The 19942-nt window shown below is 43.8% G+C and carries 20 protein-coding genes and 1 tRNA gene; 1 reads left to right on the plus strand and 20 read right to left on the minus strand.

Annotation, left to right across the window (positions count from 1 at the left end; translation table 11 throughout):
* Positions 1-31: 31 nt before the first annotated feature.
* From FC07_RS06925 to FC07_RS06990, 14 genes are all read right to left on the minus strand, one after another.
* Complete coding sequence (locus tag FC07_RS06925) at positions 32-457, minus strand: F0F1 ATP synthase subunit epsilon (RefSeq protein WP_057904401.1); 426 nt, start codon at positions 455-457, stop codon at positions 32-34.
* A gap of 12 nt (positions 458-469) precedes the next feature.
* Positions 470-1912 (minus strand): F0F1 ATP synthase subunit beta, encoded by a 1443-nt coding sequence (gene atpD, locus FC07_RS06930; protein ID WP_057904402.1) that lies wholly within the window; start codon positions 1910-1912, stop codon positions 470-472.
* 37 nt (positions 1913-1949) lie between these two features.
* Positions 1950-2870 carry a F0F1 ATP synthase subunit gamma gene (locus FC07_RS06935; RefSeq protein ID WP_057904403.1) on the minus strand — a complete coding sequence of 307 codons (921 nt, stop codon included), beginning with the start codon at positions 2868-2870 and terminating at the stop codon, positions 1950-1952.
* Between the two features lie 14 nt (positions 2871-2884).
* Complete coding sequence (gene atpA, locus FC07_RS06940; RefSeq protein ID WP_057904404.1) at positions 2885-4411, minus strand: F0F1 ATP synthase subunit alpha; 1527 nt, start codon at positions 4409-4411, stop codon at positions 2885-2887.
* A gap of 20 nt (positions 4412-4431) precedes the next feature.
* The gene (gene atpH, locus FC07_RS06945) at positions 4432-4977 is read right to left on the minus strand and encodes an ATP synthase F1 subunit delta (RefSeq protein ID WP_057904405.1); all 546 of its coding nucleotides are present in this window, start codon (positions 4975-4977) and stop codon (positions 4432-4434) included.
* Complete coding sequence (gene atpF / locus FC07_RS06950) at positions 4964-5488, minus strand: F0F1 ATP synthase subunit B (RefSeq protein ID WP_057904406.1); 525 nt, start codon at positions 5486-5488, stop codon at positions 4964-4966. Before atpF ends, atpH begins: the two co-directional genes overlap by 14 nt.
* A gap of 63 nt (positions 5489-5551) precedes the next feature.
* Positions 5552-5764 (minus strand): F0F1 ATP synthase subunit C, encoded by a 213-nt coding sequence (gene atpE, locus FC07_RS06955; protein WP_057904407.1) that lies wholly within the window; start codon positions 5762-5764, stop codon positions 5552-5554.
* A gap of 30 nt (positions 5765-5794) precedes the next feature.
* Positions 5795-6508: a F0F1 ATP synthase subunit A gene (gene atpB, locus FC07_RS06960; RefSeq protein WP_057904408.1), complete on the minus strand. Its 714-nt coding sequence runs from the start codon at positions 6506-6508 to the stop codon at positions 5795-5797.
* Between the two features lie 274 nt (positions 6509-6782).
* Entirely contained in the window at positions 6783-7412 is a 630-nt protein-coding gene (gene upp / locus FC07_RS06965; RefSeq protein ID WP_057904409.1) for a uracil phosphoribosyltransferase, read from the minus strand.
* Between the two features lie 119 nt (positions 7413-7531).
* Positions 7532-8785, minus strand: a complete 1254-nt coding sequence (gene glyA, locus FC07_RS06970) for a serine hydroxymethyltransferase (RefSeq protein ID WP_057904410.1) — start codon at positions 8783-8785, stop codon at positions 7532-7534.
* Between the two features lie 42 nt (positions 8786-8827).
* The gene (locus FC07_RS06975) at positions 8828-9880 is read right to left on the minus strand and encodes an L-threonylcarbamoyladenylate synthase (protein WP_057904411.1); all 1053 of its coding nucleotides are present in this window, start codon (positions 9878-9880) and stop codon (positions 8828-8830) included.
* Between the two features lie 2 nt (positions 9881-9882).
* A complete protein-coding gene (gene prmC / locus FC07_RS06980; RefSeq protein ID WP_057904412.1) occupies positions 9883-10740 on the minus strand; it encodes a peptide chain release factor N(5)-glutamine methyltransferase in 858 nt (285 codons plus the stop codon).
* Positions 10733-11815: a peptide chain release factor 1 gene (prfA, locus tag FC07_RS06985; protein ID WP_057904413.1), complete on the minus strand. Its 1083-nt coding sequence runs from the start codon at positions 11813-11815 to the stop codon at positions 10733-10735. Before prfA ends, prmC begins: the two co-directional genes overlap by 8 nt.
* 16 nt (positions 11816-11831) lie before the next feature.
* A complete protein-coding gene (locus tag FC07_RS06990; protein ID WP_057904414.1) occupies positions 11832-12431 on the minus strand; it encodes a thymidine kinase in 600 nt (199 codons plus the stop codon).
* Positions 12432-12593: 162 nt separating this feature from the next.
* On the opposite strand from FC07_RS06990, the gene FC07_RS06995 reads away from it, so the two are divergent.
* The gene (locus tag FC07_RS06995) at positions 12594-13937 is read left to right on the plus strand and encodes a Mur ligase family protein (RefSeq protein ID WP_057904415.1); all 1344 of its coding nucleotides are present in this window, start codon (positions 12594-12596) and stop codon (positions 13935-13937) included.
* Positions 13938-13967: 30 nt separating this feature from the next.
* Here the strand turns inward: FC07_RS06995 and FC07_RS07000 are convergent, their stop codons facing one another.
* The 6 genes from FC07_RS07000 to FC07_RS07025 all read right to left on the minus strand — a co-directional run bounded on the left by FC07_RS07000 (position 13968) and on the right by FC07_RS07025 (position 19942).
* Positions 13968-14981 carry a serine hydrolase domain-containing protein gene (locus FC07_RS07000; protein WP_057904416.1) on the minus strand — a complete coding sequence of 338 codons (1014 nt, stop codon included), beginning with the start codon at positions 14979-14981 and terminating at the stop codon, positions 13968-13970.
* Positions 14982-15060: 79 nt separating this feature from the next.
* Positions 15061-16908, minus strand: a complete 1848-nt coding sequence (locus tag FC07_RS07005) for an ABC transporter ATP-binding protein (RefSeq protein WP_057904417.1) — start codon at positions 16906-16908, stop codon at positions 15061-15063.
* Entirely contained in the window at positions 16901-18643 is a 1743-nt protein-coding gene (locus FC07_RS07010) for an ABC transporter ATP-binding protein (RefSeq protein WP_057904418.1), read from the minus strand. Before FC07_RS07010 ends, FC07_RS07005 begins: the two co-directional genes overlap by 8 nt.
* A 182-nt stretch (positions 18644-18825) precedes the next feature.
* Positions 18826-18896 (minus strand) — tRNA-Glu (locus tag FC07_RS07015).
* Positions 18897-18965: 69 nt separating this feature from the next.
* Positions 18966-19628 carry a CPBP family intramembrane glutamic endopeptidase gene (locus FC07_RS07020; protein WP_057904419.1) on the minus strand — a complete coding sequence of 221 codons (663 nt, stop codon included), beginning with the start codon at positions 19626-19628 and terminating at the stop codon, positions 18966-18968.
* 110 nt (positions 19629-19738) lie between these two features.
* Positions 19739-19942, minus strand: coding sequence for a cold-shock protein (locus tag FC07_RS07025; RefSeq protein ID WP_057904420.1), 204 nt, complete (start codon positions 19940-19942; stop codon positions 19739-19741).

A 19942-nucleotide genomic window follows, 5' to 3' on the forward strand; every position in this document is an offset into this window, starting at 1 on the left:
GATTCTCATCTCGACTCTTCATATGCGATAACTAGTGTTCAGCGACATGAATTCGATTCATGGCACGACGCAATTTAATTTGCGCCCGCTTTAATTCATCTGCATCATGCTTCGCTTCAGCTGCTTTAATGAGTTCTTGTGCCCGATGTTCTGCTAAATGAGCCCGCTCAACATCAATATCACGTTCCCGTTCAGCCGAATCGGCTACAATAGAGGCTACATTATCGGCAACTTCCATAAAACCACCATTAACGGCAATTGAATCTTCTTGATCCGGCTTGTCAGCCCGCTTCACCCGAACTTCGTCGATTTGAAGTGGTGCCACAATCGGTTCATGGTTAGGCATAATACCGAGTTGGCCATCCAATGCTTTCACAATAACCATCTGTGCATCGTGATTATAAATGATCCCATCTGGCGTGACAATATTTACTGTCAGGACTGATTGATCAGCCATGATGACCACCTCCTAGTTTGCAGCTGCCTTTGTATCGGCTGCCGCATCAGTTGCGCCATAGCCCATCTTCTTAGCCTTTGCAACGGCTTCGTCAATGCCACCAACACCACGGAAAGCATCTTCAGGCAGATCATCGTATTTACCGGCTAAAATTTCTTTAAAGCCACGAACAGTTTCTTTAACAGGTACATATGAACCTGGTTGACCAGTGAAATGTTCTGCGACAGAGAAATTTTGTGATAAGAAGAATTGAATCCGACGTGCACGTGCAACGGTAATCTTTTCGTCATCAGATAATTCATCCATCCCTAAGATCGAGATAATATCTTGTAATTCACGATAACGTTGTAAGACCTGTTGGACTTGCATGGCAACTTGATAGTGTTCTTCACCAACAATAGCTGGGTCTAAAGCACTTGAAGAAGAAGCCAATGGATCAACGGCTGGGTAGATCCCTTGTTCAGTCAAGGAACGCACCAAGTTGGTTGTGGCATCCAAATGGGCGAATTCAGTTGCTGGGGCTGGATCGGTATAATCATCGGCAGGGACATATACGGCCTGAATTGAGGTAATTGACCCCTTCTTCGTAGACGTGATCCGTTCCTGCAACTGACCCATTTCAGTTGCTAAGGTTGGCTGATACCCAACGGCAGAAGGTAAACGACCTAATAAGGCCGACACTTCTGAACCGGCTTGGGTAAATCGGAAGATGTTATCAATGAACAATAGAACATCTTGGCCGGCAACATCACGGAAGTATTCCGCCAATGTAACACCTGTCATCGCAACCCGCATCCGGGCACCAGGCGGCTCGTTCATCTGACCAAACACCATGGCCGTATTACTTAATACGCCTGATTCCTTCATTTCATAATACAAGTCATTACCTTCACGTGTCCGTTCACCAACACCGGTGAAGACAGAAATACCACCATGCTCTTCGGCGATATTATGAATTAATTCCTGGATCAATACGGTTTTACCAACACCGGCACCACCGAATAACCCAATTTTCCCACCACGCAGGTAAGGCTCTAATAAGTCAATGACTTTGATCCCAGTTTCAAGGATCTCAGAAGTTGTACTTAAATCATCAAAAGCAGGGGCATCTTTATGGATGCTACTGCGTTCATGATCAGCTGGGAATTGGTCCCCAAAATCGATTGTTTCACCTAAGACATTAAAAACACGACCTAATGTGTCTGGACCAACAGGGACTGCAATTGGACCTGCAGTATCTTTGACAGTCATCCCACGTTGGAGACCATCCGTTGATTCCATCGCAATTGTACGCATGACGCCGTCCCCTAATTCAAGGGCAACTTCAAGTGTGATTTGATCATTCTCACCTTTTTCAACGATCAGCGCATTATTAATTTGTGGTAGTGCTTCATCTAAGGGAAACGCCACATCGACGACTGGGCCCATTACCTGGACAATTTTACCAGCACTCATCTTGTTTAGTTCCTCCTTCAATCTCAACAGTTGGGTATTACTCTAAGGCACTTGCACCAGCTGTGATTTCAGTAATTTCTTGGGTAATTGCCCCTTGGCGTGCCCGGTTATAGGTCAACGTTAAATGATCGATCAGATCATTGGCATTGTCCGTAGCACTCCGCATGGCATTCATCCCGGCCGAATGCTCGGCCGCTTTTGCATCCATTAACGCACCGAAAATAAGGCTTGCTGCGTATTGCGGCAAAATCGCATCTAAGACTTCTTCTTGTGAAGGGTCTGTAATATACGAAATATGCTTGTCGGCAACTTCAGACACATCTAAGTCTGAAATAGGCAACATTTTTTCAGCCCGAAATTCTGAACGTAAGGTGTTCACGTGATGGTTATAGCAAACGTATAACTCATCAAAAACGCCTGAATCGTACATGGATACAGCCGTATTGACGATTTCCCGAACCTCATTATAAGTGGGAACATCGCTGACACCACGGTATTCATAAGCAATATTCATGCCACGATTCTTGAAAAAGTCCGCGCCTGTGCCACCAACTGCCATAAAGACATACTCATCATTTGACTGATGATCTTTTGTGATCATATCCGTCACGGCTTTGATCACGCTACTGTTGTAGCTTCCCACTAAGCCACGGTCCGACGTAATGACCAAGTACCCCGTCTTCTTAACAGGACGTTGTTGCAACATGCTGCTGATCTGAAGGGCTTCTTTTTTGTCTTTACTTGAACCGCTACCCGCAGCATTTAGCGCCAATAATTGGGCCGCTGCCATATGAGTTACGATCTCCCGTACTTTTGATGAATAGATTTGGTACGCAGTCGATTTCTTTTCAATCTGGTTCAGTTTTGCTGCTGAAACCATTTGCATCGCTTGCGTGATTTTTTCGGTACTTTTAGTGGAGTCAATGCGCCGTTTGATCTCGGTTAGAGATTCAGCCATATGCTCATCGCCTCCTATTTATTAGCAGTTGCTGTTGCACTGGTCTTAAAGACTTTCGCAAATTCTTTCAATGCATTATCAAATTTGTCACCATCTGGTAATTGACCTGTTGTGGCAATTTGCTTTAATAAATCACTATATTTAGCATCGAAGTAGTCCGCAACTTCACTTTCATAGCGCAAAATATCACTAACCGGGACACTGTCTAAGAAACCTTGACGCAATGCATACAAGATCAAGACTTGTTTTTCAACAGGCAATGGCTTGTGTACAGGTTGCTTCAAAACTTCAACAGTGCGCCGACCACGATTTAATTTTGCTTGTGTGGCAGCATCCAAATCAGAACCAAATTGTGAGAAACTTTCCAGTTCACGGTAAGACGCTAAGTCCACACGTAATGTACCGGCAACTTTCTTCATAGCTTTGATCTGGGCATCCCCACCAACACGGGAAACAGAAGCCCCGGCATCAATTGCTGGTCGCGTCCCTGAATAGAACAAATCACTATCCAAGAAAATCTGGCCGTCGGTAATTGAGATAACGTTGGTTGGAATATAAGCTGAAATATCACCGGCTTGGGTTTCAATAACAGGTAAAGCTGTCATTGAGCCGCCGCCTAATTTATCACTTAACTTCGCAGCACGTTCCAACAGACGTGAATGGGTATAGAAAATATCCCCTGGGTAGGCTTCACGACCTGGTGGGCGCCGTAACAGCAATGAAATTTCACGATAAGCGGCCGCTTGCTTGGTTAAATCATCATAAATGATCAACACGTGCTTGCCGTTATACATGAAATATTCACCCATTGCTGCGCCTGCATAAGGTGCTAAGTAAAGCATTGGTGCTGGTTCAGAAGGACCGGCAGTCACGACGATGGTATAATCCATTGCGCCGTACTTCTTCAATGCTTCGACTTGACTCCGAACAGTTGAATCCTTTTGCCCAATGGCAACATAGATACAAATCATGTCTTGGTCTTTTTGATTAATAATGGTATCGATGGCAACAGACGTTTTCCCTGTTTTACGATCGCCGATAATTAATTCACGCTGACCACGGCCAATTGGTACTAAAGAATCAATTGCCTTTAGTCCTGTTTGAAGTGGTTCACTGACTGATTGACGTTGCATAACACCAGGGGCCTTAAATTCAATTGGCCGTGTGGTGTCCGTCTTCATTTCGCCTAGACCATCAATGGCTTGGCCTAATGGGTTTACGACCCGGCCAATCATTGCGTCGCCGACTGGTACTTCCATAATGCGGCCAGTCCGCTTAACGGTGTCGCCTTCGCGAATATCGTCAAATGAACCCATAATGATAATCCCAACATCATTGGCTTCTAAGTTTTGGGCCATCCCGTAAGAACCATTTTCAAATTCTAACAATTCGTTGGCCATTGCGTTATCCAAGCCATGCGCTCTTGCAATACCATCACCAACATAGGTAACAGTACCAACTTCTTCGACAGCTAGATCATTTGAATAGTCATCCAGTTGTTGCTTAATCAAAGAGCTGATTTCCTCAGCTTTGATGCTCATAGGGTTCACCTCTTTTAAAATTATTTTTTAAGTAATAGTTGCTTAACTGCTGCTAAGCCTCTGCGTACACTACCATCAACAATCAGATCATCGGCTTGCATAATCACCCCACCAATAATGGCCGGGTCTACTTGTTCAGCCAAAGTCAATTGTTGCGCGCCAATGCGTGCTGCAAATTGATCGGCTAATTTTTGCTTTTGATCAGCTGCTAATGGCACTGCTGTCGTGACAGTTGCATGTGCAATGCCTTTCGAGTGGTCATACAACTTAACAAAATCAGTTAGAATTAACGGTAATTCAGTTGTGCGCCCGTAATCAAACACCATTTGAATGAGGTTTTGAATCAGCGGAACTGCCTGTTGCTTCAAGGTGGTTAACAAACCCGCCTTTTGCGCTTGTGCCAGCGTAGGATCGGCTAACACTTGCATCAAAGTCGGTGTTGCAGTTAAAACCTGTTGCAACGCAACGACATCTGCATAAACCGTTTCTAATTGTTGTTGTTCTTGTGCTAATTGAAATAGCGCTGTTGCATAGCGTGTACCAATTGTTGCTTTATCTAGCGCCATTTTGCTTCCCCAACCCTTCGATATAAGAATCAACGAGTGCCTTGTGGTCGTCCGCCTTTAATTCTTTTTGAATGATTTTAGAAGCAATTTCAATAGACAGCGCTGCAACGTCATCTTGCGCACCCTTTAAAGCGTCTTTGCGTTCTTGTTCAATATCTTTAGCCGCATTTGCTTTAAGTGTTTTTGCGGAATCTTCCGCATTTGCAACAATCGTCTGACGTTGCTTTTCACCATTTTCCCGAGCGTCGCTGACAATGCCAGCTGCTTCAGTTTGTGAAGCATCTAACGCTTGCTGACGTTGGGCTTGTAACTTACTAGCTTCATCACGTGACTTTTCAGCATAGTCTAAATCATTTGAGATCTTGTCTGCACGGCTATCCATCATTTTCGTGATCGGACCCCATGCAAAATGCTTAACGAGCAACATGAGCAAGATAAATGAAATCAGATAAAACAATAAGTCACCTAAATATAGGCCAGTTGCTGCGCCAATGACGAAATGTGAGAGCATCTATTGACACCTCCCTTTTCATATGAATTCAAAAAAGGCAGTTAGAATCTGCCCAGATCATGCTTATTTAGACATCAAAATAAATGAAACAACGATTGCGATGATTGGAACGGCTTCGATCAAACCAACACCAATAAACATTGTCCCACGTAATTGACCAGATAATTCTGGCTGACGTGCCATACCTTCGATTGTTTTTGAGATAACTTGACCATTACCGATACCTGCGGCAATAGCTGCGCCTGCTGCTGCAATAGCTGCTGCAATAAAAGCCATAATAAAATTTCCTCCTTCAAGTGGTTAGGTTTACTCTTTTTCGATTTTTTGTGAAAGGTAAACCATGGATAGGGTAACAAACACGTAGGCTTGAATACTCCCGATAAATACTGAGAACCCTTGCCAAATCATTTCAAGTGGTAACATGACCACCGATGTCACGAGCCCGTGAGACTTTGCGATACTTCCGATAAACAGCAAGAGCACTTCACCTGCAAAGATGTTCCCATACAGACGGAATGATAGCGTCAAGAAGTTCGTAAATTCTTCCAATATTTCAACTGGAAGCAAGAAACTTACAGGCCGTAAATAGGAATTAACAAGGTAACCTTTAGCACCGAATCTTTTAACCCCAAAGAAATGGGTCAGTAACAAGACCATCAACGCTAATGACATGGTTACCATTGGGTCAGACGTGGGACTTTTAACGTAAGTCACACCACCAACAATTACTTCCACGATCAAGCCGATTTGGTTTGAAACAAAGATAAACAGAAATAACACGAATGCAAACAGGTTAAATTTTTTACCCTGTTCACCTGGAATATTACTGGAAACAATGCCGTTTGTAAAATCAATCAGCCACTCCAAGACATTCTGCTTACCGGTCGGTCTTAATTTGGGATTACGTGATAAGGCATAAACCAAGCAAAAAACGATTGCAAAGGCCACTAATCCCGAGATAACGTTTGTAAGATTAAATGGTATTCCCAGAAATTTTACAACGTAAGTCTCTTCATTCACAGAATCTCACCTCTTTTCTAAAACAGGATTTTGACAGTGCTGCATCACTTAAATGAGACTAAGTGAGGGTGTAGCGACACCGACAGAAAAGACTTTAAACGTTCGCAAGTGCGTCTGTTCAAAATACAATCGTTATGATACCACCATTAGCCCTAAAATACAAAGTACTTTTTGTATCCCTAAAGGGTCTGAGTACCGCTATGACTGCATTTGCGCGCGCAAAGATATTTTCAGAAAAATAAAAAAAGTGTCGCTAAAATCGACACTTTTTTAACTATTTTGTTCCAAATAATCGATCGCCAGCATCGCCTAAACCAGGTACGATGTAACCATCTTCATTTAAGTGGTCGTCTAACCCTGCCACATAGATCTCAACATCTGGATGTGCTTCTTGTAATGCTTTGACGCCTTCTGGTGCTGCCACCAAACCCACAAATTTAATTTGCTTGGCGCCACGCTTCTTCAACGCGTCAATGGCCATAATTGCTGAACCACCGGTGGCAAGCATTGGGTCAACCACAAATAATTCGCGTTGATCAATGTCAGTTGGCATTTTAACAAAATATTCAACTGGCTTTAAGGTTTCATGATCGCGGTACATCCCGATATGACCAACTTTAGCAGCTGGAATCAATTCCAAGAAACCATCAACCATCCCTAAACCTGCCCGTAAAATTGGGACAATGGCGACTTTCTTACCCGCTAAAGATTTTTGTGTTGTCTTCGCAATTGGGGTTTCAACTTCAACTTCTTCAGTTGCCATATTACGGGTAACTTCATAGGCCATTAAGGTTGCAATTTCATTAACGACTTGCCGGAATTGTTGGGTCCCAACTTCTTTATTCCGAATAATCGTCAACTTGTGTTGGACTAAGGGATGATCAATAACGTGTAGTTCTGCCATTTATAAACTCCTCTTTCGCGTTTTCATTTACGACTTGGCACACAAACGATCGACAGCGCAAACTGTCGATCGCTCATCAAATCAATTATCTATATTCTAACGAACCTCACGCTTAAAAACTAGTCAAAATCGAAACTTTTTGCACTAATTGGAAAACGTTCTGTTAAGGCATAGACTTTTTGCCGAACTTCATCTAATTTTGTTTGATCATCACGATTGGTAATCGCATCAATGATCAAATGAGCAACCGCTGCGGCTTCTTCCTCTTTAAAGCCACGCGTGGTAATCGCAGGCGTCCCTAAACGCAGGCCACTGGTCCGGAATGAACCATTTTTTTCACCTGGAATGGTATTTTTGTTGGCCGTAATGTGCACGGTGTCTAATAATTCTTGTACGTCACGACCTGTCACCCCAAATGGCGTGACATCCAACAATAATAAATGATTATCGGTGCCGCCTGAAACGACCTTCAAACGACCATCTTCATTAAAGACTTTCGCCATAGCTTGGGCATTGTCCAAGATTTGTTGCGCATAAACTTTAAATTCAGGTTGTAAGGCTTCGTTTAACGCCACTGCCTTTGCAGCAATCACGTGTTCCAAAGGACCGCCTTGAATCCCAGGGAAAATTGCAGAATTAATGGCCTTGCCGTATGCTGCTTTAGCCAAGATCAAACCACCACGTGGGCCGCGTAAGGTTTTATGCGTCGTTGTCGTCACAATGTCAGCATAAGGCACTGGGCTCGGGTGCAAACCAGCGGCAACTAAACCAGCGATGTGGGCAATATCTACCATTAAGTAAGCGCCTACTTCGTCAGCAATTTCGCGGAACTTCTTAAAGTCAATGATCCGGCTATAAGCAGAGGCCCCTGCCACAATCAATTTTGGTTGAAAGTCATGGGCCAATTGTTGTAACGCATCATAGTCAATGCGTCCAGTTGCTTCATCAATGCCATAACTCTTAAAATCATAAGTTTGACCACTAAAACTAACGGCAGCACCATGGGTTAAATGACCACCCTCATTTAAGTTCATCCCCAGCACACGGTCACCAGGTTTGATCAAGGCCCGATAAGCAGCCATATTGGCACTTGAACCAGAATGTGGTTGGACATTTGCATATTCAGCACCAAATAATTGCTTGGCACGATCAATGGCTAATTGTTCAACTTCATCAATATATTCGCACCCACCATAAAAGCGATGGCCCGGATAACCTTCGGCATATTTGTTCGTCAACACACTTCCTTGTGCCGCACGTACTGCATCCGAAACAATATTTTCAGATGCAATCAGCTCAATATTGTGTTCTTGCCGTTGTTCTTCGTTGTGAATTGCTTGCCAAAGTGCGTCGTCTTTTACATGAAAGTTCATTTTATCCCTCCACTAGCTTGTTTAAAATATTATGTAACCAAATTACCAAGTATAGTTTGAGTATAGCATAAGCCATTCGTCCTTAGAAAAATATTTTTGACCTGCAGATTTTTCGAGCCGATTCATGTAGGCCACACCTAAGCCTGTTTTCGGGAAACCTTCCGCCAAAATCAACTTAATTTCCGGTTTCAAATCAAAATAACGTAATCCGGCAAATAACGCCCGACTGGCTGTTTCAACGGTATCACCTAATGAAAACTGGTTGGCTGCACTAACTTGCGTTGCTTGTGCCAATTGTTGATCGGTAGCTAAAACACCAAATGGTTGGTGTTGCGCAGTTGCCCAATCTAATGCCGCCTGAAATTCAGCTGGGGTTGGGACAATAACAACCTGCGCATTCGGCGCATAATGTTTATACTTCATACCTGGTGCCTTAGGGATTTCATCGGCCGCAACATGGTGCTGGTTGTTTTCAATGGAACCAATCACAGCTTCAATATCCGCTTTCGTCACCGCGCCAGGTCGCAAAATCACCGGTGTCTCGGTGGAAAGGTCCAAAACGGTAGACTCCAAGCCTACACCAGTTGGGCCATCATCTAAGATGCCTGCAATTTTGCCTTTCAAATCATGGTAAACGTGCTTGGCCAAAGTTGGACTGGGCTTGCCAGATGTATTTGCAGATGGACCAACAATCGGTCGACCTAATGCTTTGATCAACGCTAAAGTCGCAGCGTTATTAGGATTGCGAAACGCGGCAGTGCTTAAGCCACCGGTTACAGTTTTTGAAAAAGTATTGGGTTTTAATGTCATGATCAACGTTAAAGAGCCTGGCCAAAAAGCTTTGATCAGCTGACGTGCTTTGTCAGGAAAATCAGCCACTGCAGCTTCGACTGCCGCCACATCGGCTACGTGCAAAATTAACGGGTTATCACTGGGGCGACCTTTGGCCTGATAAACTTTTTTAACGGCCGCTTCATTGGTGGCATCAGCGCCTAGGCCATAAACGGTTTCAGTTGGAAAGGCCACTAATTCGCCAGCCGCTAAAGCAGCTGCCGCCTCAGGAATTTGCGTACGCGTGTAAATCTTTGTTTCCATTTTTAAGAATCTTCTTTCTGTTCAAAATGCTGTAAATGCAACATTCGCGGTTGCTGGTTAATATCTTGTCGAAAAGTTGCTTGCAAATTCGGTAACAACTGGGCACACAATTGCGTTAACGCTGGCTGTTGCCGATAGCCAAATTCGCCAAAAAATTGACCACCAGCGGTTAAATATTGTGGCAACTGCTGTAACAAACGGCGGTATAATGCTAAACCATCCGTCCCCGAAAATAAAGCGGTTGCTGGTTCATGTTCTAAAACTGAGCGGTCCATCACCGCTTTTTCTGTTGGTGCAATGTAAGGGGGGTTACTCACAATTAAATCAAATTGTTGCCCCTGTACCGGCGTGAATAAGTCACCTTGTACCAAATTCACTGTTAATTGTTGCTGGGTTGCGTTTTTTTGTGCAACAGCCAGTGCTTCCGGCGAAATATCGCTTAAAGTGACTTGCCACTGCGGTCGCAATCGTTTCAGGGTCAACCCAATGGCGCCAGTACCTGTGCCTAAATCTAACACCGTTAATGGCGTTACGGGCAGTTTATGCAGGACCCATTCCACTAATTCTTCCGTTTCTGGACGTGGAATCAGTGTCGCTGGCGTCACTTGAAATGATTCACCATAAAACGGTGCCTCACCTAAAATGTATTGCGCCGGTTGACCGGTTGCAAAGGTCTGAATATCAGTCTGAAATTGTGTCCAAGCAGTAGCTGGCATTGCTTGACGATAATGCGTCAACAATTGTGTTTGTGTCCAATGCGCGCGCCCCATTAACAAGTATGCCCCAACGTCTTCAACGTGCTGTTGGGACAAAAAAGAAGAGGCCCACTTTAAGGCCTCAAAATAAGTGGGATTAGCCATTTTCAAGCTGCTCCAATTTCTGGGTTTGATCATGTAAAATCAACGCGTCGATGATTTCTTCTAAGTCACCATTCATGATCTTATCCAATTTATTCAAGGTTAAGCCGATTCGATGGTCGGTCACCCGGTTTTGCGGATAATTGTAAGTTCGGATCCGTTCTGAACGATCCCCAGTCCCAACGGCACTTTTACGGTTTTCATCGTACGCACTTTGGTTTTGACTTTCATAATAATCATAAACCCGCGCCCGTAAGATCTTCATCGCTTTTTCACGGTTCTGTTGTTGTGACCGTTCATCCTGCATCGCAACCACGATTCCCGTTGGCAAATGGGTCATGCGAACAGCAGAAGATGTTTTGTTAATATGCTGACCACCGGCACCAGAAGAACGATAAACATCCGTCCGAATATCTTTTGGATCAATATCAATATCCACAGCATCGTATTCTGGCATCACCGCAACCGTTGACGTTGACGTATGCACCCGGCCTTGTGATTCAGTTTGTGGGACACGTTGCACACGGTGAGCACCATTTTCAAATTTTAATTTTGAATAAACACTGTCGCCTGAGATCATGACAACCACTTCTTTAAACCCACCAACTTCTGTTGGCGTTTGGTCCACGATTTCAGTTTGCCAGCCTTGCTTTTCAGCATAGCGCATATACATGTCTAACAAATCGCCGGCAAATAAACTGGCTTCATCCCCACCAGCAGCCCCACGAATTTCCATGATAATGTTTTTGTCGTCGTTGGGATCTTTCGGCAACATTAACAAGGTCATTTCTTCTTCAAGCTGGTCTTTTTCAGCATTTAGATCGGCTAGATCTTGCTTGACCATTGCTTCCATATCTGCGTCTAACTTTTCACGCAACAGATCGTCGTTTTCCTTGATCTGTTGCATCACATCTTTATAATGATTGTACTTAACTGTGGTTTCACGGATCTCGCCTTCTTCTTTAGAAAGCTTCATAAACCGTTGTGTATCACTAATCACTTCAGGGTCAGACAGTAAACCTTCTAACTCTTCATAGCGATCGGCCACTGTTTGTAGCTGGTCGAACATTTCATTCATCTTTTTTCCCTCGCTTTTAAAGATTTGTCGTTGCAGCTTGCATCATGGCCCGGTCTGGGTGGAAATAATGCTTGCGGCAAACGGGATAATAAGTTTCATTGCCACCAATTTCGATTTGTGCACCTTCATAAAGTGGTTGGCCGTTATGGACGCGCAAGTTCATTAAAGCCTTCTTTTTACAAAACCAGCAAATCGTTTTGATCTCGACAATTTTATCGGCATAAAGTAGTAAATATTGTGAGCCTTCAAATAGTTCATTGCGGAAGTCATTTTTCAGCCCGTAAGTCATGACTGGAATTCCCATTTCATCCACAATATGTGCCAATTCAAGCACGTGGTGTTTCTTTAAAAATTGCGCTTCATCCACTAAGATACAGGCAGCATGCGGATTCTCACGTGTCACCACATCGCGAATATTTGTTTCCGCAAAAATGGGAATTGCCTCACGTCGTAAACCGATGCGACTGGAAACAACTCCCACTTGCTCGCGATCATCAATTCCAGACGTCATCACGATCACTGACTTATGCTGCTCCTCGTAATTATGCGCCACTTTCAGAATATCCACTGTTTTACCACTGTTCATTGCGCCATAGTGAAAGAACAATTGGGCCATTACTTTTCAAACCCCTTTTCATAAACATTCTTATTAAGTATAATCGATTTGATTGAAAAATTCATCCGTTAATTAAACCAACCTGAAGATTAGCACTTATTCAGTGCTTTAACCGTCACCTATGGTATGCTAAACATAATTTATTTTTAGAGGAGCATTTTCATGTCAATAAAAAGTAGTCTTGCAATTGCAACTGGCCGTTCTGCCTATTGGTTCTTGCACACCTTTATGAAAGGCGGCAGTTCACTGCCTGGCAAACTAACCAATCGCATTGATCCTGATATTTTAACCACCTTAGGCCGCAATTACGATGTGATCGTGATTACCGGTACCAACGGCAAAACACTTACCACTGCCTTAACCGTTAAGGTTTTGGAAGAAAAATTTGATGATATTTTGACCAACCCCACCGGATCGAATATGAAACAAGGTATTATTACCGCTTTTCTGGCGCACAAACGCAGTCGCTCTGGTAAAAAACTGGCCATTCTTGAAGTGGATGAAGCAAATGTCGTGTTGATCACCAAATACTTGACGCCAATTGCCTTTGTCCTAACCAATTTATTCCGTGATCAAATGGACCGTTACGGCGAAATCTATTCGACCTATCAGAAAATTTTAGACGGCATCGCAAATGCTCCTCAGGCGACGATTATTGCCAATGGTGATGCCCCCATTTTTCATTCACGAAAATTACCGAACCCAATTTTATATTATGGTTTCGAGCATCAACCCGATGGCGAATTAAAGGCACCTTACAATACAGATGGCGTGTTATGTCCGCAGTGCCATCATATTTTACATTACAAGTACCTGACCTATAGTAACCTTGGGAACTACTATTGTCCAAAATGCGGCTTCAAGCGGCCTGAACTGACTTATCGGCTCACTGCGTTGGAAGACCAGACACCTACCAGTTCGACATTTACCATTGAAGGCCAGCAATTCCGTTTGCCAATTGGTGGCCTGTACAACATCTATAACGCCTTAGCGGCCTATGCTGTTGGTCGCTTTTTAAAGGTTGCCCCAACTGAAATTGCTGACGCCATTAATGGTGACCAAAAAGTCTTTGGCCGACAGGAAGTCATTCAGGTCAATGATAAAAAAGTCACGTTGATTTTGGTTAAGAACCCAGTTGGTCTGAACCAAGTATTGGACTTGATCAAACTTGAAAAGCAGCCCTTTTCACTGATCACCTTGCTGAATGCCAACTATGCAGATGGCATTGACACCAGTTGGATCTGGGATGGCAATTTTGAAGATCTGCCAGCATTAGCGATTCCAGCTTATATCGCTGGTGGTGAGCGGGAAAAAGACATTGCCTTTCGCCTGAAAGTTGCCGGCGTGCCTGATTCAAAACTGCAAGAAATTCCTGAATTAGATCAAGTTATCAAAGCAATTCCAAAATTACCAACCCAACAAGTTTATGTGTTAGCAACTTACACTGCTGTGTTACAGTTGCGCAAAAAGTTATCTGACGCTGGTTTTGAAACAGCCCCGATGTAAAAAGGATGTGGCAAAGTTGCCACATCCTTTTTATTCGGCGTTTTCGGTTAAATAAGTGGCCACTAATTGATCACGTAGCGGAATAAAGGCTTCATTAGGCGCTGTTGGGTGAATCCGATTGGATAAGAAAATAAAACCAGTATGTTGCTGTAAGTCAAACAGCAGCACGTGGCCCACATAGCCAGTATGGTATAACAGCCAATGCTGGTCGGCCGTGTGTGACGCTAACAAATCCCAACCAATTCCCCGTTCTCCCTGACAGTGTGTGGCATCTTGCGGCAACCGTTCGATCGTGAGGCGCTGCAAAATCGGCTGTGACACTTTTAAATCACCTAACATAAAGTGACCAAATTGAATCAGATCACTTAATGGTGCAAACAAGCCAGCAGATCCACAGTGTGCTTTCAAAATAAAGGCCTTGGGATCATGCACCACACCTTGGAGCAACCCGCGACCTTGCGGCTCGTAGGCCGTTGGCACGCACAAGGCCGGGTCCGGCTGAAATGTGCTTTGGGCCATGCCTAAAGGCTGCAACACCTGATGTTGGATCACCGTTTGAATGGGTTGGTGATAAAATGTCTCAATGATCCACCCACAATAGATCAGACCAATATCACTATATTTCACCACTTGTCCCACTTGATCACCAAAGGTTAGTCCTAATAAGGCCGTTTTAAGCTGGTCAGCTGGCAATTTATTACGATGGGGAATATAACCGGTAAAGTTGGCCGTATGCGTCAGCAAATGCCAAATCTGAATGCGTTGGTCTTTGACGGCTGGCAAATAACGTTGCACTGGATCGGTTAATTGCAGCCGACCTTGTTCAACTAATTGTAAAATCAAAGTGGTGGTGCCAATCACTTTGGTCAAGGACGCCAAATCGTACAACTGATTCGGATACAATGGCTGACGCTGCGGGTAAGTTTGTGCGGCACCCCAGCAATACGTTGTCACATGATCAGCTTGCATAAATGCCACCTGTGCACCAGGAATCACCTGCTTTTGAATGAGGGTTTGAATTGCTGCTTTGGTTTTTGAATACATGTTCAGCCTTCTTCCTGATTACTAGGCTACAATGAAAAATGGTTCATGACAAGTTGTCATGAACCATTTTTGACAGATCTTAAACCGCCACGTTACCGGAAAATTGGCTGTTATAAAGATTTGCATAAAAACCTTTTTTCGCCATTAATGCATCATGGGTCCCAGTTTCAACCACATCCCCGTGATCCATGACAATAATATTGTCAGCATCACGAATCGTGGATAACCGATGGGCCACAACAAAACTGGTCCGGTTGGTCAGCAACCGTGCCATGGCGTGTTGAATATGCACTTCCGTCCGAGTATCGACGGAACTCGTGGCTTCATCTAAAATCAAAATTTCAGGGTTGGCCACAAAAGCCCGGGCAATGGTCAACAACTGCCGTTGCCCTTGTGAAATATTGGAAGCCTCTTCGTTTAACACTGTATCGTAACCTTGTGGCAACTTCCGGACAAAGCTATCCACGTGAGCGGCCTCTGCAGCCGCCATAATCTCATCATGCGTCGCTGATTCACGGCCATACTTCAAATTATCATAGATCGTCCCTGTAAATAGCCACGTGTCCTGAAGCACCATTGCAAAGTGCGACCGCAAGTCTTCCCGCGCTAATTGTTGGGTATCTTGGCCTTGTAACTGGATATGACCGCCTTGAACGTCGTAAAACCGTTCTAATAAATTAATAATCGTGGTTTTACCGGCCCCCGTTGGACCAACAATAGCCACCGTTTGACCTTTTTTGACTTGTAAATTAAAGTCTGTCATTAACGGTTCTTCTGGTGTGTACCCAAATTGAACGTGCTTTAATGAGATAAAATCAGCCTTTAGATCCGGTTGCGTGGTAACAGGCTGCGTTGGTGTCATTTCAGGCTCATCTAACACGTCAAAGATCCGCTCCGCTGACGCAATTGTTGACTGAATGGTGTTCATCAAGTTCGCCAATTGTGAAATTGGTTGTGAAAATTGATTCGTGTATTGCATAAAGGCCTGTACATTCCCTAACGTAATGTTCCCGTGGGCCACTTGAATGCCCCCAAAAACCCCAACAAACACGTAACCAATATTATTAAAGAAGATCATCAATGGCATAATGATGCCAGAAATAAACTGCGCCTTCCAGGCTGCCTGGTAATACGTGTGGTTATTCTCTTCAAACGCTTCAATGGCGTCACTTTCTTTGTTAAAGCTTTTCAATACCAAGTGACCGGCAAAATTTTCTTCCACCTGACCATTTAATAAGCCTAAACTCTTTTGCTGCGTCGAAAAATACCGTTGTGATTTAGGTGCCACGATCCCCACGACAATCAAGCTCAACGGCACCGTGATCACTGCAATCAAGGTTAATTTCCAGCTAATCGTCAGCATCATCCACAGCGTACCAATAAAAGTTACTGTACTGGTCACTGCTTGCGTCAGACTTTGCTGTAACGTGCTGGCAATATTGTCCATATCGTTTACCGCACGACTCATAATATCCCCGTTACTGTTGGTATCATAGTACCGAATGGGCACCCGTTCCATTTTCGCCTTAAATTCTTTCCGTAATTTATAAACCGTTTGTTGTGAAACACGGGTCATAATAAATTGTTGGAAGAAACTGAAAACAGCTGAGGCTAAATACATTAATACCACAATGGCAATAATATGCTCAATTTTAGTAAAACTAATGGGTAAATGCGTAACCGAATAGCCCGCCTTTTGCCGGGCAATGCCCTTCATGACCCCGTTAAAAATTTCAGTCGTCGCTTCCCCTAAAATTTTAGGCGTGCGAATCTGAAAAATCACAGAGGCAATCGCTAAAATCAAAACAACGATCACTGCAACGAGACGATCTGACATATAACGTAATAATCGCAGCGTTGTTTTCCAAAAATGATGCGGCTTTTCGACCACGCCGCCTGGACCATGTCCACGACCATGATTATGCATTTTGACCGTCCCCCTCTCTTAATTGAGATGACATAATTTCTTGGTAAACAGCATTATCAGCCTTTAAGGCCGCATGCGTTCCTTGACCAACCAATTCACCGTTATCCAAGACTAAGATCAGATCTGCGTCGGCAACGGTTGAGATGCGTTGCGCCACGATCACCACGATCCGCTGTTGGATCCGCGGATCTTCCCGTAAGGCTTGCCGTAATTTGGCATCCGTCTCAAAGTCCAAAGCTGAAAATGAATCATCAAAGACATAAATCGACGCATCTTTGACCAATGCTCGGGCAATCGCTAATCGTTGCCGCTGACCACCTGAGAAGTTGCTCCCACCTTGTTCAACATGCGCATCTAGTTGCCCTGGCATGGCGGCAATAAAATCTTGCGATTGCGCAATGGCTAACGCATGCCAGATTTCGTCATCAGTGGCATTGGGATTGCCATAACGCATATTATCACGAACGGTGCCACTAAAGAGCAATGCCTTTTGCGGAACAAAGGCAATTTCTTGATGTAAGTCGTGTTGACTGGTTTGGCGCACATCAACGCCATTCACGGCAACAGCGCCTTGCTCCACGTCATAAAAGCGTGGGATCAGATTGATCAATGTTGATTTACCGGAACCAGTACCCCCAATAATCGCCAACGTTTGACCACTTTTAATCTGAAAATCAATATTTTTCAAGGCTAATCGTTCAGCATGCCGATAACGATAATCCACTTGGTGAAAGGTTAATTCGTTATCACCTGCTGGTTTGGCCACTGGTGTCGGTTGGTCAGGATCCTGAATCGTATTTTTCAACGCCAGAACTTCTCGGATCCGAACCGCTGATGCTTGTGCCCGCGGGATAAAGACAAACACCATAGAAAGCATCATAAAACTCATTAAGATCTGCATGGCATAAGTCATAAAGGCGACTAAATTCCCCACCGGCATACTTTGACTGGCAATTAACTTGCCGCCAAACCAAGTGATCCCAATATTAGTTGCACTCATCATTAACGTCATGATTGGGAACATCGCCGCCATAATGCTATAAACTTTCACGGCATTTTTCGTATAATCGACGTTGGCTGCCTCAAAACGTTGCTGCTCGAAGTGATCCTGTCGAAAAGCGCGAATCACCCGCACACCGGTTAAGCCTTCACGAAAGATCAAATTAATGCGATCTGTTTTGGTTTGCATGGCGCGAAATAACGGCACCGCAAAATACATGACGATCCCAATAAAAATCGCTAAAATCGGCAATACAACGACAAAAATCAGCGTTAATTCATGATTTTTCGTATACGCTAAGAAACTAGCACCGATCAACATAATCGGTGCCATGATCATCATGCGTAAGGCCATCATGGCCACGTTTTGGATCTGAACCACGTCATTGGTGGTCCGTGTGATCAAAGATGATGTTTCAATTTGATCAAATTCGTCATTGGAAAAATGAATCACCTGCTTATAAATATCGCTTCGCAACCGCTGCCCAAGGGCCGGTGACGTACGCGATGCCAGAAAAACATTCCCAATCGCTGCCAAAATACTTAACAGTGCAAAGCCAATCATTTCGAAACCGATTTTCCAAATGTAATCAATATCCCCCTTGGCCACACCGTTGTTAATAATATTGGACGTTAAACTGGGTAAGTTTAAATTACTGACAACCTGAACGATCATAAATAAGAAAGCCCCGATCACTGCCCAAATCGACATGCGTCCACGCGCAATTTTTAGCAAGTCTGCCACCTCTTTCAAAAATCAACTGCGCCTTAATTAATTTAGGCGCCTAACGTTTATTAAGAATAGCGACTTCAGGTTTGTTTGTCAACTAGGTTGACAATATGATCATTAACCAAAAAGCATAAAAAAAGCTATAAACGTGATTTTATCAACGTTTATAGCTTATCAGTCGCTTAAGATAGCCCGTACGGGAATCGAACCCGCAATTCCGCCTTGAGAGGGCGACGTCTTAACCGTTTGACCAACGGGCAATATTGTCAAACAACGGTTATAATCTTACCGAATATTCCGCATTTCGTCAAGCGCTATCTGAGCTTTATTAAATTCCAAGCACTAGTGGCAAGGCATTATTCAAAATATGTAACCAAATCGTTGTCTTTAACCGCTTGGTCCGCCAATAAACGGTTGCTAAAATGCCACCTAATAAAATTTTAGAGAGCCAATAGACTAAATCCAACTGGCCACCGAATAAATTCACATGCATTGTGCCAAACACAATGGCACTCACCCCAATCGCCACTGCCGGACGGGTTGAAAAAAACCAATTCATTAATAAACCACGAAAAATAATTTCTTCAAGGATCGGCCCTAAAATGGCTAAGTAAATCAACGTAAAGACGCCAAATAGCGTCATCAGCGTGCTGATATTGTCAACGTTGGTGTTGCCACTTTGTTGCATAAACGGCAACGTACTGGCATTCACGATTACCATGGCCACAAACCCTAGGCCAAACCAACCATAATCTTTTTTCTGCAAACGTCGGCGTGTTGTTTGATAAGCCGGTGCCAACGTATGCCGATAAAGTTGCCAATATAAGACGGTGATCAACAGCATAATCAGTAAAAACAAACTGCCAACTAGCCACCAAAAACCCGTTCCAAATTGCTGAGTTTGGCCTGCAAGCTGTAACCCAGCCGATGGCAGTTGCTCACCAATAAAAAGTAATATTAAAAGGATCGTGCGTTCTATCTGACGTATCACAAAATCATCTCATTTATTTGTTTACCCTTCATTATACTTAAATCAGCCATTTTTTGCGAAAAAAAAAACAGGCACCACCGATTGGTGATCCCTGTCTAAAAGAAGTTTAATTAAGCTTCTTTGTTAACGTTAGCAGCTTGTGGGCCGCGGTCGCTTTCTTCAACATCAAAAGTTACGCTTTGGCCTTCGTCTAATGTCTTGTAGCCGTCGCCTTGGATAGCTGAGAAATGAACGAATACGTCGCTACCATTGTCGCGAGTGATGAAGCCATAACCTTTGTCTGCGTTAAACCATTTTACTGTGCCGTGTTCCAT

Source organism: Loigolactobacillus bifermentans DSM 20003 (genome assembly GCF_001434575.1).
Taxonomy (GTDB): domain Bacteria; phylum Bacillota; class Bacilli; order Lactobacillales; family Lactobacillaceae; genus Loigolactobacillus; species Loigolactobacillus bifermentans.

Bases quoted from the DNA above. Each gene is read 5' to 3' on its own strand.
- FC07_RS06925 (WP_057904401.1), bottom strand. From the start codon at position 457: ATGGCTGATCAATCAGTCCTGACAGTAAATATTGTCACGCCAGATGGG.
- atpD (WP_057904402.1), bottom strand. From the start codon at position 1,912: ATGAGTGCTGGTAAAATTGTCCAGGTAATGGGCCCAGTCGTCGATGTG.
- FC07_RS06935 (WP_057904403.1), bottom strand. From the start codon at position 2,870: ATGGCTGAATCTCTAACCGAGATCAAACGGCGCATTGACTCCACTAAA.
- atpA (WP_057904404.1), bottom strand. From the start codon at position 4,411: ATGAGCATCAAAGCTGAGGAAATCAGCTCTTTGATTAAGCAACAACTG.
- atpH (WP_057904405.1), bottom strand. From the start codon at position 4,977: ATGGCGCTAGATAAAGCAACAATTGGTACACGCTATGCAACAGCGCTA.
- atpF (WP_057904406.1), bottom strand. From the start codon at position 5,488: ATGCTCTCACATTTCGTCATTGGCGCAGCAACTGGCCTATATTTAGGT.
- atpE (WP_057904407.1), bottom strand. From the start codon at position 5,764: ATGGCTTTTATTGCAGCAGCTATTGCAGCAGCAGGCGCAGCTATTGCC.
- upp (WP_057904409.1), bottom strand. From the start codon at position 7,412: ATGGCAGAACTACACGTTATTGATCATCCCTTAGTCCAACACAAGTTG.
- glyA (WP_057904410.1), bottom strand. From the start codon at position 8,785: ATGAACTTTCATGTAAAAGACGACGCACTTTGGCAAGCAATTCACAAC.
- FC07_RS06975 (WP_057904411.1), bottom strand. From the start codon at position 9,880: ATGGAAACAAAGATTTACACGCGTACGCAAATTCCTGAGGCGGCAGCT.
- prmC (WP_057904412.1), bottom strand. From the start codon at position 10,740: ATGGCTAATCCCACTTATTTTGAGGCCTTAAAGTGGGCCTCTTCTTTT.
- prfA (WP_057904413.1), bottom strand. From the start codon at position 11,815: ATGAATGAAATGTTCGACCAGCTACAAACAGTGGCCGATCGCTATGAA.
- FC07_RS06990 (WP_057904414.1), bottom strand. From the start codon at position 12,431: ATGGCCCAATTGTTCTTTCACTATGGCGCAATGAACAGTGGTAAAACA.
- FC07_RS06995 (WP_057904415.1), top strand. From the start codon at position 12,594: ATGTCAATAAAAAGTAGTCTTGCAATTGCAACTGGCCGTTCTGCCTAT.
- FC07_RS07000 (WP_057904416.1), bottom strand. From the start codon at position 14,981: ATGTATTCAAAAACCAAAGCAGCAATTCAAACCCTCATTCAAAAGCAG.
- FC07_RS07005 (WP_057904417.1), bottom strand. From the start codon at position 16,908: ATGCATAATCATGGTCGTGGACATGGTCCAGGCGGCGTGGTCGAAAAG.
- FC07_RS07025 (WP_057904420.1), bottom strand. From the start codon at position 19,942: ATGGAACACGGCACAGTAAAATGGTTTAACGCAGACAAAGGTTATGGC.